Source organism: Thermococcus onnurineus NA1 (genome assembly GCF_000018365.1).
Taxonomy (GTDB): domain Archaea; phylum Methanobacteriota_B; class Thermococci; order Thermococcales; family Thermococcaceae; genus Thermococcus; species Thermococcus onnurineus.
In genome coordinates this window covers 895,230-916,903 of sequence record NC_011529.1, presented here as the reverse complement: position 1 = coordinate 916,903, position 21,674 = coordinate 895,230, and the positions used below count along the sequence as shown (strand labels likewise).

At 51.6% G+C, this 21,674-nt stretch carries 20 protein-coding genes; 7 read left to right on the top strand and 13 right to left on the bottom strand.

Annotation, left to right across the window (positions count from 1 at the left end; translation table 11 throughout):
- The first annotated feature begins 65 nt into the window (after window positions 1-65).
- Window positions 66-2,204, top strand: coding sequence for a restriction endonuclease (locus TON_RS05045; protein ID WP_012571949.1), 2,139 nt, complete (start codon window positions 66-68; stop codon window positions 2,202-2,204).
- Here the strand turns inward: TON_RS05045 and TON_RS05040 are convergent, their stop codons facing one another.
- From TON_RS05040 to TON_RS10795, 7 genes are all read right to left on the bottom strand, one after another.
- Complete coding sequence (locus tag TON_RS05040) at window positions 2,205-2,828, bottom strand: hypothetical protein (RefSeq protein ID WP_012571948.1); 624 nt, start codon at window positions 2,826-2,828, stop codon at window positions 2,205-2,207.
- A 90-nt stretch (window positions 2,829-2,918) separates the two neighbouring features.
- A complete protein-coding gene (locus tag TON_RS05035; RefSeq protein ID WP_012571947.1) occupies window positions 2,919-4,937 on the bottom strand; it encodes a metallophosphoesterase in 2,019 nt (672 codons plus the stop codon).
- A 68-nt stretch (window positions 4,938-5,005) separates the two neighbouring features.
- Window positions 5,006-5,605: a DUF447 domain-containing protein gene (locus TON_RS05030; RefSeq protein WP_012571946.1), complete on the bottom strand. Its 600-nt coding sequence runs from the start codon at window positions 5,603-5,605 to the stop codon at window positions 5,006-5,008.
- Between the two features lie 34 nt (window positions 5,606-5,639).
- The gene (locus TON_RS05025) at window positions 5,640-6,704 is read right to left on the bottom strand and encodes an ABC transporter ATP-binding protein (protein WP_012571945.1); all 1,065 of its coding nucleotides are present in this window, start codon (window positions 6,702-6,704) and stop codon (window positions 5,640-5,642) included.
- A gap of 10 nt (window positions 6,705-6,714) precedes the next feature.
- A complete protein-coding gene (locus TON_RS05020; RefSeq protein WP_012571944.1) occupies window positions 6,715-8,559 on the bottom strand; it encodes an ABC transporter permease in 1,845 nt (614 codons plus the stop codon).
- A gap of 147 nt (window positions 8,560-8,706) precedes the next feature.
- Window positions 8,707-10,158: an ABC transporter substrate-binding protein gene (locus TON_RS05015; protein WP_012571943.1), complete on the bottom strand. Its 1,452-nt coding sequence runs from the start codon at window positions 10,156-10,158 to the stop codon at window positions 8,707-8,709.
- 55 nt (window positions 10,159-10,213) lie between these two features.
- Window positions 10,214-11,332 (bottom strand): aminotransferase, encoded by a 1,119-nt coding sequence (locus TON_RS10795; RefSeq protein WP_012571942.1) that lies wholly within the window; start codon window positions 11,330-11,332, stop codon window positions 10,214-10,216.
- 123 nt (window positions 11,333-11,455) lie between these two features.
- On the opposite strand from TON_RS10795, the gene TON_RS05005 reads away from it, so the two are divergent.
- Genes TON_RS05005 through TON_RS04995 form a run of 3 tightly spaced genes read left to right on the top strand, consistent with a single transcriptional unit; the run spans window position 11,456 to window position 15,658 of the window.
- Window positions 11,456-12,583, top strand: coding sequence for a tyrosine--tRNA ligase (locus TON_RS05005; protein ID WP_012571941.1), 1,128 nt, complete (start codon window positions 11,456-11,458; stop codon window positions 12,581-12,583).
- 25 nt (window positions 12,584-12,608) lie between these two features.
- Window positions 12,609-13,070 (top strand): Lrp/AsnC family transcriptional regulator, encoded by a 462-nt coding sequence (locus TON_RS05000; protein WP_012571940.1) that lies wholly within the window; start codon window positions 12,609-12,611, stop codon window positions 13,068-13,070.
- Between the two features lie 47 nt (window positions 13,071-13,117).
- Window positions 13,118-15,658 (top strand): DEAD/DEAH box helicase, encoded by a 2,541-nt coding sequence (locus TON_RS04995; RefSeq protein ID WP_012571939.1) that lies wholly within the window; start codon window positions 13,118-13,120, stop codon window positions 15,656-15,658.
- 78 nt (window positions 15,659-15,736) lie between these two features.
- On the opposite strand, the gene TON_RS04990 is transcribed toward TON_RS04995, so the two are convergent.
- Complete coding sequence (locus tag TON_RS04990) at window positions 15,737-16,528, bottom strand: DUF63 family protein (protein ID WP_012571938.1); 792 nt, start codon at window positions 16,526-16,528, stop codon at window positions 15,737-15,739.
- A gap of 94 nt (window positions 16,529-16,622) precedes the next feature.
- Here TON_RS04990 and TON_RS04985 point away from each other — a divergent pair, with 94 nt between their 5' ends.
- Window positions 16,623-17,015: a hypothetical protein gene (locus TON_RS04985; RefSeq protein WP_012571937.1), complete on the top strand. Its 393-nt coding sequence runs from the start codon at window positions 16,623-16,625 to the stop codon at window positions 17,013-17,015.
- A 60-nt stretch (window positions 17,016-17,075) separates the two neighbouring features.
- Window positions 17,076-17,711, top strand: a complete 636-nt coding sequence (locus TON_RS04980) for a hypothetical protein (RefSeq protein ID WP_238516366.1) — start codon at window positions 17,076-17,078, stop codon at window positions 17,709-17,711.
- On the opposite strand, the gene TON_RS04975 is transcribed toward TON_RS04980, so the two are convergent.
- Together TON_RS04975 and TON_RS04970 are read right to left on the bottom strand one after the other, a co-directional pair.
- Entirely contained in the window at window positions 17,708-18,469 is a 762-nt protein-coding gene (locus tag TON_RS04975; protein ID WP_012571935.1) for an energy-coupling factor transporter transmembrane component T family protein, read from the bottom strand. The genes TON_RS04980 and TON_RS04975 overlap by 4 nt on opposite strands.
- On the bottom strand, window positions 18,466-19,257 hold the full coding sequence (locus TON_RS04970; protein ID WP_012571934.1) for an energy-coupling factor ABC transporter ATP-binding protein: 792 nt from the start codon (window positions 19,255-19,257) through the stop codon (window positions 18,466-18,468). Before TON_RS04970 ends, TON_RS04975 begins: the two co-directional genes overlap by 4 nt.
- Window positions 19,258-19,304: 47 nt before the next feature.
- Between TON_RS04970 and TON_RS04965 the strand changes: the two genes are divergently transcribed.
- Complete coding sequence (locus TON_RS04965) at window positions 19,305-19,820, top strand: biotin transporter BioY (protein ID WP_012571933.1); 516 nt, start codon at window positions 19,305-19,307, stop codon at window positions 19,818-19,820.
- Between the two features lie 7 nt (window positions 19,821-19,827).
- On the opposite strand, the gene TON_RS04960 is transcribed toward TON_RS04965, so the two are convergent.
- The 3 genes from TON_RS04960 to mobA form a co-directional block, all read right to left on the bottom strand.
- Entirely contained in the window at window positions 19,828-20,490 is a 663-nt protein-coding gene (locus tag TON_RS04960) for a hypothetical protein (RefSeq protein WP_238516364.1), read from the bottom strand.
- Window positions 20,442-20,786, bottom strand: a complete 345-nt coding sequence (locus TON_RS10600; RefSeq protein ID WP_048055064.1) for a hypothetical protein — start codon at window positions 20,784-20,786, stop codon at window positions 20,442-20,444. The genes TON_RS04960 and TON_RS10600 overlap by 49 nt, the downstream gene beginning before the upstream one ends.
- Before the next feature lie 201 nt (window positions 20,787-20,987).
- Complete coding sequence (mobA, locus tag TON_RS04950; protein WP_012571930.1) at window positions 20,988-21,578, bottom strand: molybdenum cofactor guanylyltransferase; 591 nt, start codon at window positions 21,576-21,578, stop codon at window positions 20,988-20,990.
- Window positions 21,579-21,674: the final 96 nt, after the last annotated feature.

Genomic DNA, 21,674 nt, shown 5'->3' with positions numbered 1-21,674 from the left:
AAAGAAATTTATAAAATGACCCTCAAATGATTTTAGTGACAGATTTTCGCTTATGGGTGAGAATGATGGCGTGGACCCTTGATCTAATAAGGCTCACACCGGAAGAAACTCTTATCGAGAACGTCATTGAGCTACTGAAGAGAATGGGCTTCAGGAACTACGAAAAGGTCGCAAGCAGGAAAGACTGGGGAATCGACATCGTGGCCATACGTGATGATCCCATCTCTGGAACCGAGAAGCTCGTCATAGCCGTCCATCGTAAGGGATTGGCCGCTTCCCGCGACGTTAACGTTTTTGCAGATCTAGTTGACAAGTACAAGGCCGACAAAGGAATCTTAATCTCGACGACAGGCTTCACGAAGGACGCCAAGGTTCTTATATCCCGGGAGTACCGGGGAAGGATAATCCCCTGGGACGGGGAGAAACTTGTTTCCCTTTTCCACAACTACTCCATAGAACCTCCGGCCGAGCTCGTTGAGATGGCCTCGGCCCAAAAGAGGAAGCAGAAAAAAGAGAGCCCTCTCAAGGAGTTTGAGCTCGATGCTCCGCTGCTCTATGACTTCTCCGCAGAGGGACTCATGAAGAGGGTAGTCTCCTTCGCCTCTTCCATGTATCCGATAAAGGCCGGTGAGATTGAGCTCCGGTCCCTTTCGGTTATCCTCTCGAGTGCATATATATTCTCCTGGTCCGTTGAGGAGGGAGGGGAGAAGGATAAGGCCGTTGTCTTCTCGCCGGAGAACATTGTCCTGAGGGCAACCTCACACAAGAAGCTCCGCGTTCCAGTAACCAAGGCACTTCTCGACGACCGCTCCATAATACGGGCTACCGAGAGAGAAATAGAGGTTCCCATAAGCCCCAGCGAGGCAGTGCTCGTACTCAAATCAAGGGCCTCGCGGGAGCTGGACGTCCCAGAAGGGAAGATAGCAATCCACGAGAGGAAGAAGGTCTACATACCCAAAATGGCAGAACTCGAACTTAAAGCCGGTGAAAACGCCGCGAAGGCCGTGGTAAACCTAGAGAACAATGAGATCGAGTTTCACATAACTCCGCTCTCCGATGAATACTTCCTTGAAAAGGCGAGGGGAATAATCAGTGAACAGACCGGAGAAAAGACCGTCGAGATTGACCTGAAGAGGGACAAAGGAAAGGTAAAGATCACCGGACGGACCGAGAGGTTTTCATTCGAAGTCTCGTTCAACGGCTACACAGGGAAGCCGCTTGGTGTGGGGGTTTTGATGAACGACGAGGCTCTCGATGAACTTCTGAGAGGGACATATCCCGACGGGGAGGTCCTGAACCTGGAGAAGGGCAAGAAGGTTGCCGTAGCTGACATCCTCCTTGGAGACGGCATAGCCGTCGTTGAGGTTGACCTTACGAGAGGGAGCTACACTGAAGTAAGAAGGCTGCCTTCACCAGAGGAAGCCTACAAGAATGCCAGGGAGGTCATAGAGAACAACTTCCCCATAGGGGACCTCGAACTTAACTCCTACCGGGTGCTGGAACACAAGTACCTTGAGCTGATCCTTGAAAGCGGCGATGGGAAGGCCGTCGTTAAAGTTGACGGTGCAACGGGTGATGTTCTCGACTACATCGTCGAAATAACGCCGGAGCGGGCAAAGGAAATAGTGGCAGAGAAGTACCGGGAGTTCGGGATAACAGCCGTTGAAGAGGCAGAAGCTGAATACACCATAACCGCTGAGAACGGCAGACACGAGTTAAAAATACGGGTCAGTAAGGACGGAAAACTCATCGAAGAGATAGACAGGGTGCTCAAAAGGGAGCTTGCCGAAAATATAGCGGGGGAGAAGGTCAGGGAGGTAGACCCCGAGGCTGCCATTAAGGGTATCAAACTCCGTGAGCACTGGGAGGTTGAGTTCACTGGTGGGACGAAGGTAGGAAAGCTCGTGCTCCACAGGGCTACTGGGGAGGTCCTCAGCCAGGACGTCCGCTTCACGGAGATGGCAATAGAGGCAATGTATCACAACCACGTCAGAAAAGTTTACGGTGAAAAAGAGCCAAAGACCGAGAGGGTGACCCACCACAAGGATAAGGGCTACATCAACATCAAGCTCTCAGGGAAAGACAGATTCTACTACGCAAGGATCGACACCAAGACAGGAAAGATAATCAGCGAGGATACGGCTCCAATAAAGGGGATAACAGCGAAGCTAAAGCAGATTCAGCTGGAGAGCAGGTACAAGTGATCAGGCCATCAGCATATTTTCGATCATCCTGATGGCTTCCACTATTTTCCTTTCTGGCTTCTCCTCGTTCTTGGGTATCTCCAGGTTTATGACGAGCCTCTCCTCCTTGGTGTCCTCGAAGTCGTATATCTCGAGCTCCTCGACCTCAACGTCCTCGAAGATGCTCTCTATCTCGGGGCTTATTATCTTCTTGTCGTTCCCGTAGACTTCAACGCGAACCATGTCGTCAGTGGTCGAAGCAACGACGACTATCTCGTAGGAACCGACCTTCTTTATGAATTTGATGACGCTGCCGTATCCCTCCACTTCTTCCTTGAAACCGAGCTGGCGCATAGTGCTCCTTATGGCTTCAGTTTTGCTTTTTATCCTGTTGAGAATTCTCTCCCGGAGCTTGTAGCTCTCCTCGAGAGCCTTCTTTATTCCCTCTCCGGCTTCATCAACGGTACCTTCCCATATGCCTATGACCTTTATACCTGATGACGTCGGTTTGAGCTCTATCTTAATTGAATCGACATCAAAGTCTCGCAGATCGTCTATTTTAAGCTCGCCGATGGTGAGAATTTCAAATTCAATTCTCACGATGTTACCAAAGGCTTTGCCCTTAAACTTCACTTTCACCACCATGGTGGGGTTTAGGGGATGGTTTAAAAACTCTTCCCTTTGGGAGTAGCCCGCAGAATAACGTTCGGTAATGTAAAGGGAAAAGAAGGAAACTCACTTCCTCCTCCTGAGGAGGAGCGGGACTAGTGCAAGCCCGACGAGAACAGCCGGACCGCAGGTGCTACCCGTCTCTCCGCCCTCGGTGCTGCTTGTGGTCGTTGTGGTTGCCGTGGTAGTGGCTGCTGAGTGGGTGTACTCTGCCTCCCCGGTGTTGCCGTAGAAGTCTGTGGCTATAACCTTGATTGTGAAGCTTTCTGAGTCGACACCCGGAATTTCGGTGAAGTAGGTTGCCTTAACCTCGAATGGCTTCATTGAGAACGCTGGATACTCTGCGACTACCTTTCCATCGACGATAACCTGCACCTTCATATCCTTAATTCCGACGTTGTCGTTGGCACTGATGTAGACCTTGAATGCCTGTCCGGGCTTGGGCTTGCTTGGTGAGAGGTAGCCTATGCTCACCTCGGGAGCTTTAGTGTCGGCTTCCTTGACGACCGTTATCTGGCTGACTCCCTCCGGGACGGTAACGTTGAGGAGCATGTAGTAGGCTCCACCTATTTCTCTCCCGCCGAGTACGGTGTAGGTTATGTTGGTGGCCTGCGGGTCGACCTTGGCACCGGCGGGAATCTCAAGGACTATCGGTCCGCTGACGCTCTGGCCGAGCTCGTTGATGAACTTGACGGCGGTCCCCTCCTCGCCATTCTGCCTGAAGACGATGAACTTCTGCGGAATTGGGAGAGAGATGATCTTGTCCTCGGCGAATAGGTCGTCCACAAGCGGGAACTCAACCTTTCCGTCTGAGTAGACATAGATTATCTGTGAACCATACCATGAAGGCTTGGTGTATCCTCTGTTTATGTCAGTCTGGCTCGGCGGGTTGCTGGTCTTGTCTGGGGCACCGGTGGTGGTAAGGGCGTAGAACCAGTGCTCGTTACCGTCCTTGTCGATGTAGAGGACCGGTTTGTCTTTGTGTATGTGTCCACTGAGAACGAGCCTGACGTTGTATTTCTCAACCATCTGGAGGAAGTACCTGGCAATGTCCTCGTACTCGCCGTTCCTTCCGACCCAGTCCCAGCTGGCGAGCTTCTTTATCTGTTGCCAGTCATTGTCATCAAAGGCCGTGAGGTTCTCAACGACTCCTCCGTTCAGTCTGCTTATGTACCAGAACGGGTGGTGGACGAGGACTATCGGTATCTTGTCCGGGTGATCCTTGAGAACCTGTTCCATCCACTGAAGCTGCTCCATTTCGGGGTGCCTCTCCTCACCACGGCTGTCAAGACCTATGATGAGGAAGTCTCCAATGACCTCATAGAAGTATCGTGGGCCAATATACTTAGTATAATAGGTCGGCGGATGGTCGTGGTTGCCCTTTACGCTTATAAAGGGTGTCCCGGCAGCGGTAGCGTGGAGGATTGCGTTGTCAAGGAGTTCGTATCCTGCCCTGTCACCGTTAGTATCTACGTCGTCACCTGTGGCGAGGATTATGTTTATGACGTTCTCTCCGTCCTGCCCAACCATCCCATAGTAGGTCATGAAGCTGTCGGTGGCGGTGTAGCTGTGAAGTGCCACGGGGTTCTTGCAGTACTCAAGTATTCCGGTTATGCTCTTCTGGAAGTAGTCACCGCAGACAAAACCCATCTTTGAACCACTCGTGACGTGCAGGTCACTTCCGTGGACTATTCTGAGAACTGTAGGGGCCTCCTTCATGACCCATACTCCGTTTGGTATGGCCACCTCACCTTTGTCGCTCTTGACAACAAGGAAGTAGACGTCCGGAGCGGCGTCCTCTGGTATTTTAGCCTTGACTATTCCATTCTCTGTGCCCAGTATCTGCAGGTCGTAAGGTCCGTGTAGAATTGAGATTATCTGGAGGCTCTGGATTGTAACCCCTTCGACAGGATAGATTTCAATGGTGTCTCCCGGGAGGCCGATGGCTGGAACTCCGGGGAGGGGCTTTATAAGAACGTCTCCTGGGGCCAAGCTGGTGGTTGTTGCTGCCCAAACACTCGTCGTTGGAATGGCTGCTAAGGTGAAAAGAGCCATCAACAGGGCTATTATTCTTCTGCCCAGCATGGTATCACCAAAACATTCATGGAAAAATTTAATTATAAGTTTTCCCTTTCTAAGTCGCGTTTTGGAGTTTAGGGGTTCCATCTGAGTGATGAGATTGCCCACCCAATCATTTTCTCGGCAATCTCGGAATTTCCGCCGAGATGTTTGTACATATGGTAGTTCAACCATATCCTCTCGTAGAGTCTTCTTGCGGCTTCAACTTTCAGGCCCCTTGTGGCAACGAAGAGCCTTGTGAGATCAACAGCCATTTCGAGGAGGAGGTAATCGGCACGGCTTATAGGCCGCGGAGGAAGTGGGCTCTCTATAACGCCATTCGGTCTAAGAGAGCACTTGAGAACAGATATCTTTCCGAGCTCGTCTTCGTGAGTGTCTTCTCTTAACTCAACTTTTCCATAGAAACCGGGAAGACCTTTAATCCAACGATAGGGCTTTTTCTCCACAAACTCGACTTCCACGGGAATGTTCAGTCCGAGCTTAACCAAGAGCTCGACGTCATTCGTTATCTGAATTGATGCGTATGGGTGGGCTTTCAGCTCCTCGGAACTCCTTCCGCCAAAGAGCTTGAAGTTAAGGGTCTTCCCTTTTCTGACTACGCCTACTGGGGTGGCATTTGAGCGCGTAACCAAGAGGACTTCGTAAACCTGCTCCTCGTTAAAGAGTTCGAGCATCCCGGCCACCAAAGAGAAATGGAGAAAAAAGAATTTAAAGCTGCTGCTTTGGAAGGACTATTATATCGTCCCTGTCAACGTAGAATGTAACCTCCTGGAGCGGTCTGAGATGAGCAACTTCCTTGTCGCTGATGGTTCTTGAGATAATCCTTGTCTCCCCGAAGAGGCCGACGACTTCGACGAAGAAGCCGTAGTACTCGATGAGGTCCACTGTTCCTGTGAATGAAACCGCGTTTTCGACGGGCTTGAGCTTTATCCTCTCAGGCCTTATGACTATAACGACGTCGTCGCTTTTCTCAGTGTAGTAAAGGCCATCGAGCCTTATACCCTCGAACTCGACGGTGACCCTGTCTCCGTTCCTCTCGACGACTTTGGCGGGAATGACGTTGGTCTTGCCCATGAAGCTGGCGACGAACTCCGTCTTGGGGCTCTCGTATATCTCCTTTGGCGTCCCGACCTGTTCAACGGTTCCGACGTTCATGACGGCAATCCTGTCGCTTATTGCCATTGCCTCCTCCTGGTCGTGGGTGACGTAGATTACAGTTATTCCCAGCTCGCGCTGTATGCGTCTTATTTCCGAACGCATTTCAAGCCTAAGCTTGGCGTCGAGGTTGCTCAGCGGCTCGTCAAGGAGGAGAACCTTGGGCTCGACAACGAGAGCCCTTGCTATGGCGACACGCTGTTGCTGACCACCTGAGAGTTGGGTGGGATAGCGATCCTCGAAGCCACTGAGCTTAACGAGTTCGAGAGCCCACCTAACCTTCTTCCGTATCTCTTCTTTGGGAAGCTTCTTGAGCTTCAGTCCATAGGCAACGTTGTCAAAGACGGTCATATGTGGCCAGAGGGCGTAGTTCTGGAAGACTAAGACCGCACCGCGTTTGCTTGATGGGAGGTAGGTGACCTCTTCGTCGCCGAAGTGTATCGTTCCGCTGTCCGGGAAGTCCAAGCCGGCTATTATTCTCAGTGTCGTGGATTTTCCACAGCCACTCGGTCCGAGTAGGGTAAAGAGCTCTCCCGCCTTGATGTGTAGGTCTATTCCCTTGAGAGCCACAGTTTCTCCGAAGGTCTTAACAATGTTTTCTAGCTTGACATCAACCATTTCAACCACCTCATGTTAGACCGATGAATGAGTACCTCTGCTTGGTTATCAGGTTGGCCAAGACTATAGCTATTATCTGAACAGTCATAAGAAAGACACCAAGAGCCGCGGTGAGATGAGCTCCACCTACGGAACCAGTTATGAGCTCGACCATTCTTGCCGTTATTGGGTAGTAGTCCGGGTTAATGGAACCGAGGGTAATGCCGACACTGGTCTCGCTCATACAGTAGACGAAGCTGAGCATAGCTCCACCAAGCAGATTGAGGAGTATCAGGGGTATAAGTATACCAGTAAGTGCTTTCCATCTGCTGGCGCCGAGGTTCAATGCTGCTTCCTCAAGTGAGACGTGCACCTGCTGAATTCCTGCCGATATGGAACGTGCCGCGAAGGGCAGACGCCTGATGGAGTAGGCCAGTATAAGCACCATTGCTGGGTTGAATCCGAGCAGGTTGGTGGGGTCGAGCGGCGTATCTGGGAACACTTTGGCGAAGAAGAAGAAATAGCTCATGGCTATGACGATACCTGGAACTGCTATCGGAATCGTGGCGAGGCTGTCGAGAACCGGTCCGAGCTTGCTCTTCTTGAACCTACTGGAAGCGTAGGAGGCAGTGAGCGAGAGCAGGATGATGACAACTATTGCAGCGGTTGAATACATCACGCTGTTTATGATGACTCTCTCGATGTCAGGCTGGGTAAGTATGCTTTGTATATGCTTGAGAGTGAATCCACTTGGCCAAGTGGCGTCTCCCCACTGTTCACTGAAAGCCAGGAGGACCACACCAATCTGTGGGAAGATTGATAGGAAGAGTATTGGAAGGACAACGAAGTATATCAGGAACGCCTGCCAGGACTTGGGCTTGGCGACTCGTGGCTTCCATCTTCCACCTTTGCTGAGCATCGCATACTGACGCATGCTGACGTACTTCCTTATTCCTAAGAACATTAGGACGGCAATAAGAAGCATCATGAGAGCCAGTGCGGCGAGCTGCGGGCTACCAACGTTGAATCCGCTTGTAAAGGCACTGTAGATTTGGAAAGACATGAGTTTTCTCGCGAGACCATTGCCCTGGAAGACAATCGGTGCCGCCAGATCTTCTAGGCTGAATATTCCAACGAGGGTTGCTCCCGCTGCTATTCCTGGCAGGGCCAACGGGAAGGTAACCGTCCTGAACAGGTGGACTCCTCCGCTTCCCAAGTTCTCTGCCTGCTCTTCAAGTGTTGGATCGATGTTGATAAAGCTTGCATAGGCGTTGAGGTATACTATTGGATAGTAAGTTAAGGTCTGTGCAACAATAACGCCGACGAGACCGTCAATCCATATTGGATGCGGGAATATGTGGAGGATGTCGTAAAAGATCCAGTTGATGAGTCCAGTGGGAAGAAACATCTTCTTGACGATGAAGACGTTGACGAAGGGTGTGACGAGCAGCGGAACGAAGAGCAGGATTCTAACAATGTTCTTGCCAGGGAAGTCATAACGGGCCATGACGAAAGCGAAGACCGTTCCTAGAATCGTCGTAAGAATCATGACGCTTATTGAAACTAGTATTGAGTTCAGTATGACACCAAAGTCCCAGCCTTGAATGTAGTAGACCTGCTCGCCGTTTGGCATGGTTATAAGCTTGTAGAATTCTCCCTCCGGGCGGAAGCTAATGTAGTAGTCTGAAGTTAGTATACTTGTAAACCAGTGCAGTGAGAACTGCCCGTTATACTGAAAGGCCACTGCCAACATTGCCAGCACTGGTATTATGAGAAACGCTACCAAATACAGGAGTGGAAATAGGAAAGACGCAGTAACAACTGGATCAAATATTGGAGTCCCAAAGAGTCTCTCGCTCCATTTGCTAACTTTCATTGGTTATCGACCTCCCGTTCTGTTTCTACTCCCATAGCTTCTGAGATGTCTTTGTGGGTTCTATTTAAACATTTCCAAAAACCTGTTGACTAGATACATTGAAAATTGACAAGAGAAAAAGGAGAATTTTCCAGAAAAATGTTAAAATCAGCCAGTAATCTTCTGCAGGTCTTCGAGCACCTTGTTGTACTTGGCCATGGCTGCCTGGCGCCACTCCTGCACGAGCTGGTCCTGGAAGTTCCTGTCCTTAACAATCTTGTCATTTATGCTCTTAGCATACTCTTCGGTAAAGGTGACCACCTTGCCAGTCTCCGGATCTTTGAACTGTATTGGAGCAGTGAGTTCGTCCTTGAGTTGCTTGAACTGCTCTTCGGTTATTTTGCCTTCCTTGTACGCGGTGACTATGGCAATCCATGCATTGTGTAGTTGCTGATTGGGGTCAACAAGGGTGGCCTTGAAGTAGTACTGGAGGGCGCTTATGGTTTCGAGAGCCCTCTTGTCGTCGAATGGTATTCCCTGAGCGTTGACAGCATCGTCGTAGGCCTTCTTGAGGGCTGGTCTAGCTTCACCGTAGGTCTTGCCTGCGTTCTCTCCTTTGAATATAACCTTGGCGTAAATGTCGGTTATCTCCATATCAAAGATCTGTGGGTTAATTGGAAGCCTGTTGACATCTGGGCTCATCCAGACTGCTTGGCCCTCAGTGAGGACCCAGTATATAAAGGCTTGAGCTGCCTCAGGGTGCTGGGCGTTCTTGAGGAGGGCTATTGGGTCACCGTTGATAATGCTCTCTCCCTTCGGAACGACATAAACACAGTCTGGGTTCTGCTGCATGGCGGTGTAACCGTAGAAGTCAATGGTGTTTCCGGCCGCTATCTCACCGTTGATGACCGCGTCTCTGACGGCGTCACTGGCCATGTAAACCTTAGAGTTGGCCGCTATAAGGGTCATGATACGCCAGCCCTCTTCCCAGCCGAAGGCTTGGAGGATGATCTGGTATATCCTCGTGTTCGAGGTGCTCCTCGTTGGGTCAGCTATACCGTACTGTGGTGGGTTAAGGGCCCAATCCTCGCTCGCTATGTCCTCCCATTTCTCGGGCAGTTTGAGGTTCCACTTCTCAAGTTGCTTCTTGTTGACAGTGAAACCAAAGGACGAGAGTGCCGCGGCTATCCAGTAGACATTACCGTTATCGTCCTTCCTAATCATTGGCATTCCTGCCAGTTCAGTTGGAATTGGGTTTCCAAGAAGGTTAAGGATCTTCTCGTCAGTTATGGGTGCAAGGTAGTTGGCTTTGTAGAGGTCGTCAAAGAGCGTTGGACCTCCGCCCCAGCCGACATCGGCACCTTTCTCGATATAGCTTGGCCAAAGGCTTTCCGGAACCTTGATGAACTTGAGATCAACGATGTTGTACTGTTTGGCTATATCACTCTGGAGAAAGACCTGCTTTACCATGTACTGGATTGTCGCGTCGTGTCTCGTTACAATGACCAAGGTTATTCCCTCGCCGTTGGTTCCGGTGGAATTTTCTCCGCTAATACAACCGCTCGCGACGACACTAAGGGCGAGGAGTAAAATAAGGCCGATTGATGCCCACTTCCTCATGGTTTATCACCTGTTCATGCTCAATCGGTTGAAGTTGCTCAAAGTCAATAAAAAATTAATGGTTCAAAAGACAAAGGAAAGGGGAGAAAAATTCACTTCCTCCTCTTGTAGAGGACAAGCGGTATAAGGGCGAGGCCGACCAGGGCAGCTGGACCGCAGGTGCTGCCAGTCTCTCCGCCCTCGGTGCTGGTTTCACCAGTCTCGGTTGCGGTTTCTTTGCCGAGCTCCTGCTGGACATAGATGGCCCACTTAATAAAGTTGGTGACGAACTGCGGCCCGTCAAGCTGTATGCCTTGTACTCGGGAGCCCACATTGGCTCATAGCCACCGTAGGGGGTCTCGCCGCTGACTATGAGGACGTTCTTCTTGTCGGGGAAGAGCTGAACCGCCATGAGTGGGAACTTGCCGGTGTCACCGGCGGTGTAGGCGTTGGCTGCTGGGTCGGTGTTCTCAACAATCTGGCCGTCATCGCTGCTGGTGACTATAACGTAGATGTTCTCGATTCCACCGCCGACTGGAAGCGGCTTCCAGTTGCCGCTCTCATCAACGTAGGCAACAACACCCGGTCCGTGGAAGAGAACCTTTCCACCGTTGGCGAGATCCTTGGTTATCATGTCCTTCTCAGGGGTGTCCGGATCGGGGTTAACAAGACCAATGACACGGTAGCCAGCTCCAGCGTTGCTGGTAGCGTCCTCAACTGAGGCCTGGTCAACTCTGAGGTTGGCACCGATTGCATCGAGAACCGTATCGGCGAAGTCAATCCTGTTCGGACCGTCACCGTAGTCAGAGTCCGCAGCCACCCAGAGAATCCTGTTGCCGTCGTTCCACCACTGGACGATGGCCTGTATCTCGTCCGGGCTGAAGGCCTGGCTCGGCTGTCCGAGGATGAGGAAGTCGACGTCCTTGAGGGCGTCGTAGGTTATCTTGTCGCCGATGTTCTGAATTCCGAGGGTGTCTGCAAGGGCCGGGTCACCAATATAGACCCAGTTAACGTCGCTGATGGTCTTGATCATTCCCTCTGCGAGGACGTTGCCGTCCTTGTCGGTCAGAACAGCGAGGCCCTTGTCGCTTTCACCGTGGGAGAGGTCGATGCCAATGGTTGTGGCGCTGGCCATGGCAAATCCAAAAACACCAAAGAAAACAAACACCGCCATTATTATTGCAGCCTTCTTCATGGTATCACCGTCGTGTATACAGCGTGGAGAGTTATAAATCTTATGAATCGGAACTTTAACAGGCCTGAAAAACTTCCGTAAAGTCCTTAAAGGCTTAGGATATTCTGGCTTTAGGTGGTGAGCATGGACATAGGGAGGAAGATAGAGCTGATAACCAAGAGGCCCACGGAGGAGCTACTGACCGTTGAGAACCTGAGACATCTTTTGGAGATAGGTGCCCCAATGCAGCACTACATCGGCTTTGAAATAAGCGGTTACATTCACCTGGGAACTGGTTTGATGGCTGGTGCCAAGATAGCAGATCTTCAGAAAGCGGGGATAAAGACGAGGATTTTCCTTGCTGACTGGCACAGCTGGATAAACGACAAGCTCGGCGGCGATTTGGAGATCATCCAGAAAGTCGCTCTGACGTACTTCAAGGAGGGTATGAAGCAGAGTATAAAGGTCATGGGCGGCGATCCTGATAAGGTTGAATTCGTGCTAGCGAGTGAAATCCTTGAGAAGGGCGACTACTGGCAGACGGTTATAGACATCTCCAAGAACGTTACCCTGGCGAGAATGATGCGCTCCATAACCATTATGGGCCGCCAGATGGGAGAGGCCATAGACTTTGCCAAGCTCATATACCCCGCTATGCAGGTGGCTGACATCTTCTACCAGGGCGTCACCATAGCACACGCCGGAATGGATCAGAGGAAGGCTCATGTCATAGCTATTGAAGTCGCCCAGAAGCTTAAGTACCACGCAATAGAGCACAATGGTGAGAAGCTGAAGCCCGTTGCTCTTCACCACCACCTCCTGCTCGGCCTTCAGGAGCCGCCGGTGTGGCCGATAGAGAGCGAGGAGCAGTACAAGGAGCTCAAGACCCAGATGAAGATGAGCAAGAGCAAGCCTTATTCGGCCGTCTTCATCCACGACACTCCCGAGGAGATCAAGCAGAAGCTCAGGAAGGCCTTCTGCCCGGCCAGGGAGGTTAAGTACAACCCCGTTCTTGACTGGGCTGAGTACATCATCTTCCGCGAGGAGCCGACGGAGTTCACAATCCACAGGCCGGCCAAGTTTGGTGGCGATGTTACCTACACGACCTTTGAGGAGCTCAAGCGGGACTTCGCTGAAGGAAAGCTTCATCCGCTCGACCTCAAGAACGCAGTGGCTGAGTACCTAATTGAGCTGCTCAAGCCGGTCAGAGACTACTTCGAGAAGCATCCAGAGCCTCTCGAACTCATGAGGGAGATAAAGATTACCCGCTGACTCCCTTTTTCTTTTGGTGAGTGACATGCCGGGGATAGACGAAAAGGATAAAGAAATTCTCAGAATCCTGAGGAAGGAGGGTAGGATAACCCTCACAGAGCTCGGAAGAAGGGTTAAACTATCCCCGGCGAGCGTGAAGAACCGGGTGGAGAAATTGGAAAAGCTCGGCGCGATTAAGGGTTATTCTGCCATAATTGACCCTGCTTTCCTCGATGAGTTCGTTCAGGTCCTTTTTGAACTCAAACTTTCAATAGACGACAAGAACGTTGATGTGATCCTCAGGAGAATAGCAAAGCTTGAGAACGTCCAAGCCCTATACCGTAGGAGTGGCGAGAAGCAGATACTCATAAGGGCGAGCTTTCACAATACTGATGAGGTTAAGGAGTTCGCCGGAATGCTGAAAAAGCACTTTGGGAAGAACCTTGAACGGGTGGAGGTAACACTCATAATCGACACCTTCAAGGAGTGCTGGGTGGCCAATGAGTAGGTAAGACGCTGAGGCGTGATGAGTGGACGGCTGGCCGGGGGATAGCTATGCTCTTTGTCATCAGACCAGGAAGAAAGAAGAACGAGCTCGAAGCTTTTTTCATCGAGAATGAGCCCGAGAAGCTCTCAGCAATGAGGAACCTTAAAGCTGACAGGATTTACCGCTTCATCATGCGCGACGACAGGCTTTTCAAAGTTCTGGAGGGAAGCCAGTACAGAAACCCAAAGGAGATCGAGAAGGCTCTCCGGCAGGCCAGAATCGTCTTGGTAAACGCCGAAGAGTGGGAGGATTACTTCAAAAGGCGGCTTCAGAACAAGAGGGTTGAGAAGGCCGAACTCTGTCGCCTCTGCCTCCTTGAGGGTAAAATCACCGTTTTGACCGAAGGCAACAGGATAAAATACCACAACGAGTACATCTGTGAGCGCTGCGCCGAGGACGAGCTAAAGAGGGAGCTCCGTTTCAGGTTCAAGAGCGTGGCCATGTTTGACCAGGCGAAAAAGCTTCTCGAACGTTTTAAGGATCTTGACAAGGTTCTCTACGCCTTTGACCCCCGCTTCGACCCAACAAGGCACCCGGAGGTTACCAAGTGGGATGAGCTCAAAGCCAAGCACGTAAGGGTTGAGAGGCTCAAGGTGGACGAGCTGAATCTCCCCGAGAAGTTTAAATCCATTCTCAAGTCAGAGGGCGTTAGCGAACTCCTTCCCGTTCAGAGCCTGGCTATAAAGCGCGGGCTCTTAGAGGGGGAGAGCTTACTCGTGGTCTCTGCAACTGCCAGCGGCAAGACGCTCATAGGTGAATTGGCGGGCGTTCCGAAGGCGATGGAAGGTAGAAAGATGCTCTTCCTCGTCCCTCTTGTCGCCTTAGCCAATCAGAAGTATGAAGATTTTAAGAGGCGCTACTCCAAGCTCGGCCTCCGCGTGGCGATAAGGGTTGGCATGAGCAGGATAAAGACGAAGGATGAGTTAGTCGTCGTAGATACTGGCATAGATGCTGACATTATAGTGGGAACCTATGAAGGTATCGACTACTTGCTGAGGGCAGGCAGAAAAATCGGCAACGTCGGAACTATCGTGATAGACGAGATCCACATGCTCGACGACGAGGAGCGCGGACCGAGGCTTGATGGCCTGATAGCCCGCTTGAGGAAGCTCTATCCTAATGCTCAGTTCATAGGCCTGAGTGCCACCATAGGTAATCCTGAGGAGCTTGCCAAAGAGCTCGGGCTTAAGCTCGTCCTCTACGACGAAAGGCCCGTCGATTTGGAAAGGCACATAATCATCGTCAGAAACGAGAGCGAGAAGTGGAGGCATATAGCGAATCTCTGCCGTGCTGAGGCGAGTAGAAAGTCGCGGCAGGGCTACAAGGGTCAGAGCATAGTCTTCACGTTCTCGCGCAAGAGGACGCACGAGCTTGCCGCTTACCTCACGAGTAAGGGGCTCAAGGCGAAGCCCTACCACTCTGGCTTACCTTACAGACAGAGAAAGCTAACCGAGATGGAGTTTCAGGCTCAGACGCTCGACGTTGTAGTTACCACAGCCGCCCTTGGGGCAGGCGTTGACTTCCCGGCTTCGCAGGTCATCTTCGAGAGCCTCGCCATGGGCAACAAGTGGCTTAGTGTTAGGGAGTTCCACCAGATGCTCGGCCGCGCTGGAAGGCCGCTCTACCACGAAAAGGGCAAGGTTTACCTGATCATAGAGCCGGGGAGGAAGTACTCGGCTCAGATGGAGAACTCCGAGGATGAGATTGCGTTCAAGCTGCTCACAGCTCCAATTGAGCCCGTCGTCGTTGAGTGGAGCGACGAGCTCGAACAGGACAACGTTCTCGCCCACGCCTGCGTCTTCAATCGTCTCGACGTCATCGAGGACGTGCAAAGTAAATGCCTTGGCGCCAACCAGAGTGCCGAGAAGGTTCTGGAGAAGCTGGAGGAGTACGGCTTCATCCGCCTTAAGGGCTCCCTCGTCGATGTCACCCCCTACGGAAGGGCCGTGAGCATGAGCTTCCTCCTGCCCAAGGAGGCAACCTTCATAAGGGGCAACCTCGGAAAGAAGCCCGCCCAGTGGATAGCCGTCAAGCTACTCCCCTTCGAGAACCTGTATTTGAGCGGAACGCTCCAGAGAGAGCTTGAAGGCGCCGTGAGGGGAAGGCTGAGCGCCAATGTCTTCTCGCCGAGCTTTGCGTCGATTCTGGAAGAGCTTGATAAGGTCATCCCCGAGCTCAGCCCCAACGCGGCGGAGAGGCTGTTCACGATCTATCAGGAGTTCTTCATGTGTCCTGAAGATGATTGCACCGAATACGCCATGGAGCGCGTTAGCAACCTGATAATCGAGCTGAGGAGAAACGGTAAGCACCCAACCCAGATAGCGGAGCACTTCAGGAAGGTCTATGGTCTCGTCGTTTATCCTGGCGACGTCTTCACGTGGCTTGACGGCATAGTTAGAAAGCTTGAAGCCATCGAGAGGATAGCAAGGGTTTTCAGAGTGAAGAGCACGGAGAACGAGGCAAAGCTTCTCAGGAGGGAGATTGAGGAGGGGGGAGCTTTAGATAGACGATCTCAAACGGGAGCACGGGAGCGCGGCTATCGCCAGTGACTGCCCTTAAGGATAACCGTTCTCCTTTGGATTTTGACTTCAGCTTTCTGCAAAGATAAAAACCGGGAGATCCAGAGCTCAGCCTATCTGCAACACCAGCTGGGCTGGATCTCTTATTGCTGGGCCGAGACCGAGGATGTAGATGGCCAGGTACCAGAAGTAGCGCTCTTCCTCATCTGGAACGAGGTATTTAAGGCCGTAGTAGACGATGACAAGGATGAAGGTTATCCAGGGGTAGTAGAAGTAGGCCCCCAAGTGGGTGACTAGGATATTCTCCAGCCAGTGGACTTCCCTGTATCCGTAGAAGTGAATCGCCACCACTGTTGAGGCTATGTCGAAGTAGTGGGCAAGAACAGGGTAGAGGTAGAGCCTCTCGAAGGGTTTCCAGCGATAGAAGGCAAAAACCGCGAGGAAGCTAACCGCTGTGTGAATTAGAGTCAGCTCATAGGGTTCCCAGCTTTTGACGTTGGTTATAAGCAGATAGTTGGCCCACAGAGCTAGAATGCTCCCCCAGGCGACTGTTATCTTTGGATAGGTTTTCAGCTTGGCATCCGCAACGAGGGCAGGGACTATGAGGACGAAGGCCGTGAAGAATATTCCTGGCGTTAGAATGAGCGGGTTCTTGGGGAGAATGCCCCCATCGACCAGCGCCCTGACGGTTGCGCCAAAAACTACCATGGGCGTTACGGCCAGGAAAAGCCTCTCGTCAATCCTGATTTTGAGCGGTTTGATTATATACTTATATGAGTATATGATTCCGAAGCCGAGCAGGAGGGCATAGACGAGAGTGTTGTAGGGATTGTAGCCGCTCCTCGTGTACATCGGCTCGATGAAGTACTGGTAAATGAAGTTCCACAGCGACTCCAGCATTTTACCCACCGTACTGGAATAACTTCCCGTGCTTAAAGGTCTTTGGGAAGATTAATAAGTCTCGACAAGGAAAAACAAATCTGGAGGTGGTAATATGCCTTACGGGCATGGATTTGTATATGGGCTTGGGGCCGTGTCTTTCCTTGGTTTCCTGTTCTCCCTGTTTATAGCAGGGTTCTTTCTGTCGCTAGCGGCCCATCTGGTCGGTATAAAAGATGCCTCAACGCTTAAGGCGATGCTGGCAATAGTTGGCGGCGGAATCGTTGGAGCGATAGCGTACGCCGTAGTTGCAGTGCTGCTTATCTGGATAGCCCCAATGAATGCCCTTCTCGCGGTAGTAGCATTTATCCTGGCCTACGTATGGGTCATTAAGACGATTTTCAACACTGACTGGATCAGGGCGTTTTTAGCCTGGATTCTGGCGGCGATAATAGAGGTAATGGTGGTGGGAATCCTCGTGCTTCTCGGTCTGGTTGCCCTGGCGTGACCCTCTGACTTTTATTCTTTTCGGAAAGGTATAAATATCCCGAGCGCGCTATATTGTGCGATGCCTATGTTTTTCAAACCGGCTGAGGTTCAATCGAGGGAAGTAAAGCCCTTCGAGGAATTTCCCCTATCTTTCAGTGAGGGGAGCCTAGCCGGGATAATCTCAACTGACGAACTCGCCAACACGGTTTTTCTGTACCACCTGGTGGCCAACTCCCTCCTCAGCGGCCCCGTTTACCATGTTGGGCCCGGCAGTTCCTTCTCGATTAAAGTGCTCAAGCGCCTAGTTGACGACGTTTCCAACCTCTACACCGGCAACGTCTACTCAATGGACGAGCTTCTTCAGGCTTTGAATCTCGTTGAAGACAACTCCCTCGTGGTCGTTTCCCTATTTCCAACGCTCCTTAACAGAACGGCCGAGAATATTGTGGGGCTAAGAAAGACCGTCGATAGGAAGGGTCTGATGCTCGTACTGACATATACGACGATTGAGCTGAACGAACTCGACTTACCCGGCGAGTTCCGCGCGCTCTACACCCTCCCGGAGATATTCGAATCCCTTGCCGTCCTGAGAACAAACTCCTACCGCGGCCACTACAGGCTTAACATGACGGTTCTGAAGGCCCCAGCTGAGTTCGTCTCAAACATTGGCGACCACTCGATACCGATTGATTCCCTCGTCAAACCCCTTCTTTAGCCGTATATCCTCACATGGCCGAGGCCAAGGACGTATCTAACGTAGAGTGCCAGCGCGAAGAGGAGAACGACGACAAAAGTTGCCGCGTAGTCTTTTCCCCCCATCTTGATGTCGTAGAGGAACGTTCTCTTCTTACTCGCACCCAGAGCGCGGCTCTCAAGGGCTATGCTCAGCTCGTGGGCGGTCTTGAGCGAAGCGACCAAAAGTGGAATCAGGACGACAGTCATTCTCTTCGTCCTGACGATGAAGTTGCCCTTCTCCATTTCCCAGCCGCGTGCCATTTGGGCGTCCATGATGTTTCTCGTGAGGAGGTACAGCGTTGGGATGTAGCGGAGTGCTATTGAAATCGTCAGCCCGAACTCGTAGGGCATGCCAAGCCTGACGAAGCCGAGGATGAGCTCTCTCTGCGGGGTCGTCATGAGCAGGATGAAGGTCAACAAACCGAAGGTAAGCAGCCTGATGGCAAATGAGAGCCCGAAGAGGAGTCCCATCAGCCGCGGCTTGTAGATCAGCGGCCAGACTATTATGGTTATGATAACTATAGGCAGGAGAGGTTTCAGGGGACGGAGCTGTTCTTTTATCTCAACTTTTCCCAGCAGGCGGCCGTAGAGGAGGGTAACAAAGAACAGCGGGACGAGAAAGGTAGGATCGTTGAAGAGCATTATAACAGCTATCCCTACTACCGTGCCGATTATCTTAACGCGCGGATCGAGGCGGTGAAGGAAAGAGTCGCGCTCGACGTAGAACGAGTACATCATCGAGAACCACCCACCAGAGCCTCTATCAGCTCGCTCACGCTTCTCACAAATCCGGCTCCAATCTTTTCGCTGATCCTTAGAAGTTCAGGCTTTTCAAGGCCGTAGTCGTGCAGGTTAAGAGAGAAGAACTCCTCTACTGAACCATCGAAAGCCTTCCTTCCATCATTAAGAAGCATAACTCTCTCGGCAAGCTCAAGAACGAGCTCCATGTCGTGGGTTATGAGCAGAATTCCATGGCCCTCTCCCCTGAGCTTCCTTATCACGTTGACGACGCTCTCCGAGCTTCTCGCGTCCAGACCGGTCGTCGGCTCGTCGAGGATGAGGTACTTCGGCTTCATCGCTAGAACGCAGGCTATAGCTAGGCGCTGCTTCTCACCGCCGCTCAGAGAGTAGGGCGTTCTCTCCTCGTAACCCTCTAGGTTAACCGCCCTTAAAGCCCATCTCACACGTTCCTCTACCTCTTCCTCACTCAGCCCGAGGTTCTTTGGTCCAAAGGCTACTTCCTTAAAAACGCTTTCCTCAAAGAACATGTGCTCCGGATTCTGGAAGACGTAGCCTACAACGCGTGAAAGCTCCGCGACCGTGTGCTCCATGGTGTTCATGCCGTCAACGATGACTTCCCCTTTTGTCGGCTTGAGAAGACCGTTCAGGTGTTTGGCCAGGGTTGTTTTTCCGGAGCCGTTGGGACCGACTAGGGCCACTACCTCCTCGCCCATCTTGAAGTCTATGCCCTTCAGTGCTTCCTTTCCGTTCTCGTAGATATGCCAAAGATTTTTAACCTCAATCATCGGGGAATTTTCAAGTTTCGAGTTTAAAAGCTTTTTAAGGTGGTAGCATGAGGGGCAGGGAGGTTGCCTTCGCTGGACTCTTCGCGGCTTTGACGGCCGTGGGTGCCCAAATAAGCATTCCAATCGGTCCTGTACCGATTACGTTACAGGTGCTCTTCGTCCTCCTCAGCGGCCTCGTTCTCGGGGCGAGGCTCGGATTACTGAGCCAGCTGGTCTACGTTGTCATGGGGGCAATTGGTCTCCCGGTGTTTGCCAACTTCAATGGTGGCTTCACGGTCATCTACGGCCCGACTGGCGGCTACATAGTAGCGTTTCCCATAGCGGCCTATCTTGCCGGGCTGTTCACTGAAAGGCTTGGCAGAAGAGGAATGCTCATCGGCTCCATCCTGGGAGTTGGGATTATATACCTCCTTGGCTGGCTGAGGCTCGGCCTGTTCATGGGAGGGGACTTCGAAAAGGCCTTCCTCCTCGGCGTCACTCCATTCCTGCCAGTGGATGCAGTTAAAGCCGCTGTTGCCATTGTGATAGCAGACAGGGTCAGAAAAGCGGTGGAAATAGGGTGAAAAGAAGTCACCAGTCTTCCATTGCTTCTTTTAATATTCCAACTGCCTGCTTCTGGTGCAGTCCGGCCTCCCTTAAGTCTATGAAGATGTAAACTCTGGGGAAGTTTGAAACAACGGGATCGTATCTACTTGCGTTCGCATAGTAAGTTGCTGCGGTGTCGTTCTGAGTCATAGCGAGCCCGAGCGTTTCGTTGTCCATTCCTCCGGCCACGGCCTCCTTGTACATCGTGTTGAACTTCCCAAGCGCCCGCTTGTACTGGATGTAGTAGTAGAAGTTGAATGTCATGAAGTCGATCCCTCCAATGACAATAACAGGAGCAACTGGTACGAATTGGGAGTAGCCCAAGTTGTTCATGAGCATTTCCCTGAAGAATGCTTCCCACTCCGGACCTTTCCTTGCGACGCTGTACTCTATGGTTAGTCCGGTCACGAAAACCTTGCCGCTTCCCAGCGAATAGATCGCTGTGCTCGGTTTGTTGTAATCAGGGGTTCCCGAGGGTGCCTGAACTGTAATTATCTCCGCGTTAGCTGGCAGGTTGATGAAGTAGCCATGGCTCGCGTAGCTGCTCACCAGAGTTGTGCCGTTGGCTATCAGATAATCGTGGCTTGAGTAACCCTGTACTATCTCCGCTCCTCCGGGTAGGGTGTTGTCCATACCCCTCCGTGCCATCCCCAGTTGGCGGCATGTATCTCGAGGGTTCTTCCGGCCCTCACATACTCCTCGAGCTTGTCCATCTGAGTGCCGAGGTAGTCGTAGAATATCTGCGGCTGGTCGCTGACAATGATTATCATATCGTAGGTCTCGATTAGCTCTTGGGCAGTTTTGTTCTTCAGCTCTCCCGAGGTCATAACGTCGTAAGGTACCCCCATATCCGTGAGCATGTTCTCCACTGCAGGTGAATTCCAGGCATCGACGCTTTTCAGGATCAGTACGTTATAATCGCTAATGGGCTTTGCAGAAACCATGCCCGGCCCGAAGGGGCCCATCACACTAAACAGAATAAGCAGCGATATCGCTGCGCTTAAGAGTTTTTCATAATTATCTCTCCTTTATGGTCCGAACCGAGCAGAAGAACTTTTGGGAACTCCCACCCTACTATATTATAGTCCTTGCTGCTATTTAAGGATTTTTACAAAAATTTGGAAAATTTCCAGCAAATCTGGGGCTCAGAGCTTCCTCAGCGTCTCCTCTGCAAAGCGAACGTCGAACTGGTTTCTCACCTTAAAGAAGCTCAACGTAACCTTTGGGTTTCTCTTGGCGAGCTCTTCGATAGAGACGGGCTCATAGTCGAGGAACTCCGTTATTCTACTTAGGCTTTTGTGACCCTCTGCCAATGCCGCTTCTATAGCATCCTTCAGCGCGTCGGATTCATAGATGGCGTGCGTTATCTCCGCAGTCCCGTCGCGCCAGACCGGAATTAGGGCTTCGGGTTCGTTCTCATAGAAGAGACCAGTCAGGTAATTCACTAGGAAGGGCATTATAATGGGCATGTTGCCCTCGGCGAGAAATATTGACTCCCCGGATGGAAGGGCGTTTAGAAGGGCTTCGAGCTTGTTCCTTCCTTTGACTGGTAGGGGATTTGAGACATGAAGGGAATAGAGCTTCAGCTTGTCTTTCCTCACGATGGTTATTACATCATCTATGCGCTTGCTCATCAGAAGCCGCCTTTCAGTAAGCTTTACCACAGGCTCGTCGTTTACTGGTATCGTGTAGTTCTCCCAGCGCTTCTCTGGGTAGGCCAGGATGTATGCTCTCATGGGCTCTCATTTCAGTCAGAGCTTTAAAAACCCCACGGCGGTGGACGGCAAGAGATAAAGAACGTCTATCCGGAGCACATCGAAGAGGCGGAGAGT

What these genes read in the sequence shown, in the direction of transcription:
- TON_RS05045 (WP_012571949.1), top strand. Translation starts at nt 66, where the DNA reads ATGGCGTGGACCCTTGATCTAATAAGGCTCACACCGGAAGAAACTCTT.
- TON_RS05040 (WP_012571948.1), bottom strand. Translation starts at nt 2,828, where the DNA reads ATGGTGGTGAAAGTGAAGTTTAAGGGCAAAGCCTTTGGTAACATCGTG.
- TON_RS05035 (WP_012571947.1), bottom strand. Translation starts at nt 4,937, where the DNA reads ATGCTGGGCAGAAGAATAATAGCCCTGTTGATGGCTCTTTTCACCTTA.
- TON_RS05030 (WP_012571946.1), bottom strand. Translation starts at nt 5,605, where the DNA reads ATGCTCGAACTCTTTAACGAGGAGCAGGTTTACGAAGTCCTCTTGGTT.
- TON_RS05025 (WP_012571945.1), bottom strand. Translation starts at nt 6,704, where the DNA reads ATGGTTGATGTCAAGCTAGAAAACATTGTTAAGACCTTCGGAGAAACT.
- TON_RS05020 (WP_012571944.1), bottom strand. Translation starts at nt 8,559, where the DNA reads ATGAAAGTTAGCAAATGGAGCGAGAGACTCTTTGGGACTCCAATATTT.
- TON_RS05015 (WP_012571943.1), bottom strand. Translation starts at nt 10,158, where the DNA reads ATGAGGAAGTGGGCATCAATCGGCCTTATTTTACTCCTCGCCCTTAGT.
- TON_RS10795 (WP_012571942.1), bottom strand. Translation starts at nt 11,332, where the DNA reads ATGAAGAAGGCTGCAATAATAATGGCGGTGTTTGTTTTCTTTGGTGTT.
- TON_RS05005 (WP_012571941.1), top strand. Translation starts at nt 11,456, where the DNA reads ATGGACATAGGGAGGAAGATAGAGCTGATAACCAAGAGGCCCACGGAG.
- TON_RS05000 (WP_012571940.1), top strand. Translation starts at nt 12,609, where the DNA reads ATGCCGGGGATAGACGAAAAGGATAAAGAAATTCTCAGAATCCTGAGG.
- TON_RS04995 (WP_012571939.1), top strand. Translation starts at nt 13,118, where the DNA reads ATGCTCTTTGTCATCAGACCAGGAAGAAAGAAGAACGAGCTCGAAGCT.
- TON_RS04990 (WP_012571938.1), bottom strand. Translation starts at nt 16,528, where the DNA reads ATGCTGGAGTCGCTGTGGAACTTCATTTACCAGTACTTCATCGAGCCG.
- TON_RS04985 (WP_012571937.1), top strand. Translation starts at nt 16,623, where the DNA reads ATGCCTTACGGGCATGGATTTGTATATGGGCTTGGGGCCGTGTCTTTC.
- TON_RS04980 (WP_238516366.1), top strand. Translation starts at nt 17,076, where the DNA reads ATGCCTATGTTTTTCAAACCGGCTGAGGTTCAATCGAGGGAAGTAAAG.
- TON_RS04975 (WP_012571935.1), bottom strand. Translation starts at nt 18,469, where the DNA reads ATGATGTACTCGTTCTACGTCGAGCGCGACTCTTTCCTTCACCGCCTC.
- TON_RS04970 (WP_012571934.1), bottom strand. Translation starts at nt 19,257, where the DNA reads ATGATTGAGGTTAAAAATCTTTGGCATATCTACGAGAACGGAAAGGAA.
- TON_RS04965 (WP_012571933.1), top strand. Translation starts at nt 19,305, where the DNA reads ATGAGGGGCAGGGAGGTTGCCTTCGCTGGACTCTTCGCGGCTTTGACG.
- TON_RS04960 (WP_238516364.1), bottom strand. Translation starts at nt 20,490, where the DNA reads ATGGCACGGAGGGGTATGGACAACACCCTACCCGGAGGAGCGGAGATA.
- TON_RS10600 (WP_048055064.1), bottom strand. Translation starts at nt 20,786, where the DNA reads ATGGTTTCTGCAAAGCCCATTAGCGATTATAACGTACTGATCCTGAAA.
- mobA (WP_012571930.1), bottom strand. Translation starts at nt 21,578, where the DNA reads ATGAGAGCATACATCCTGGCCTACCCAGAGAAGCGCTGGGAGAACTAC.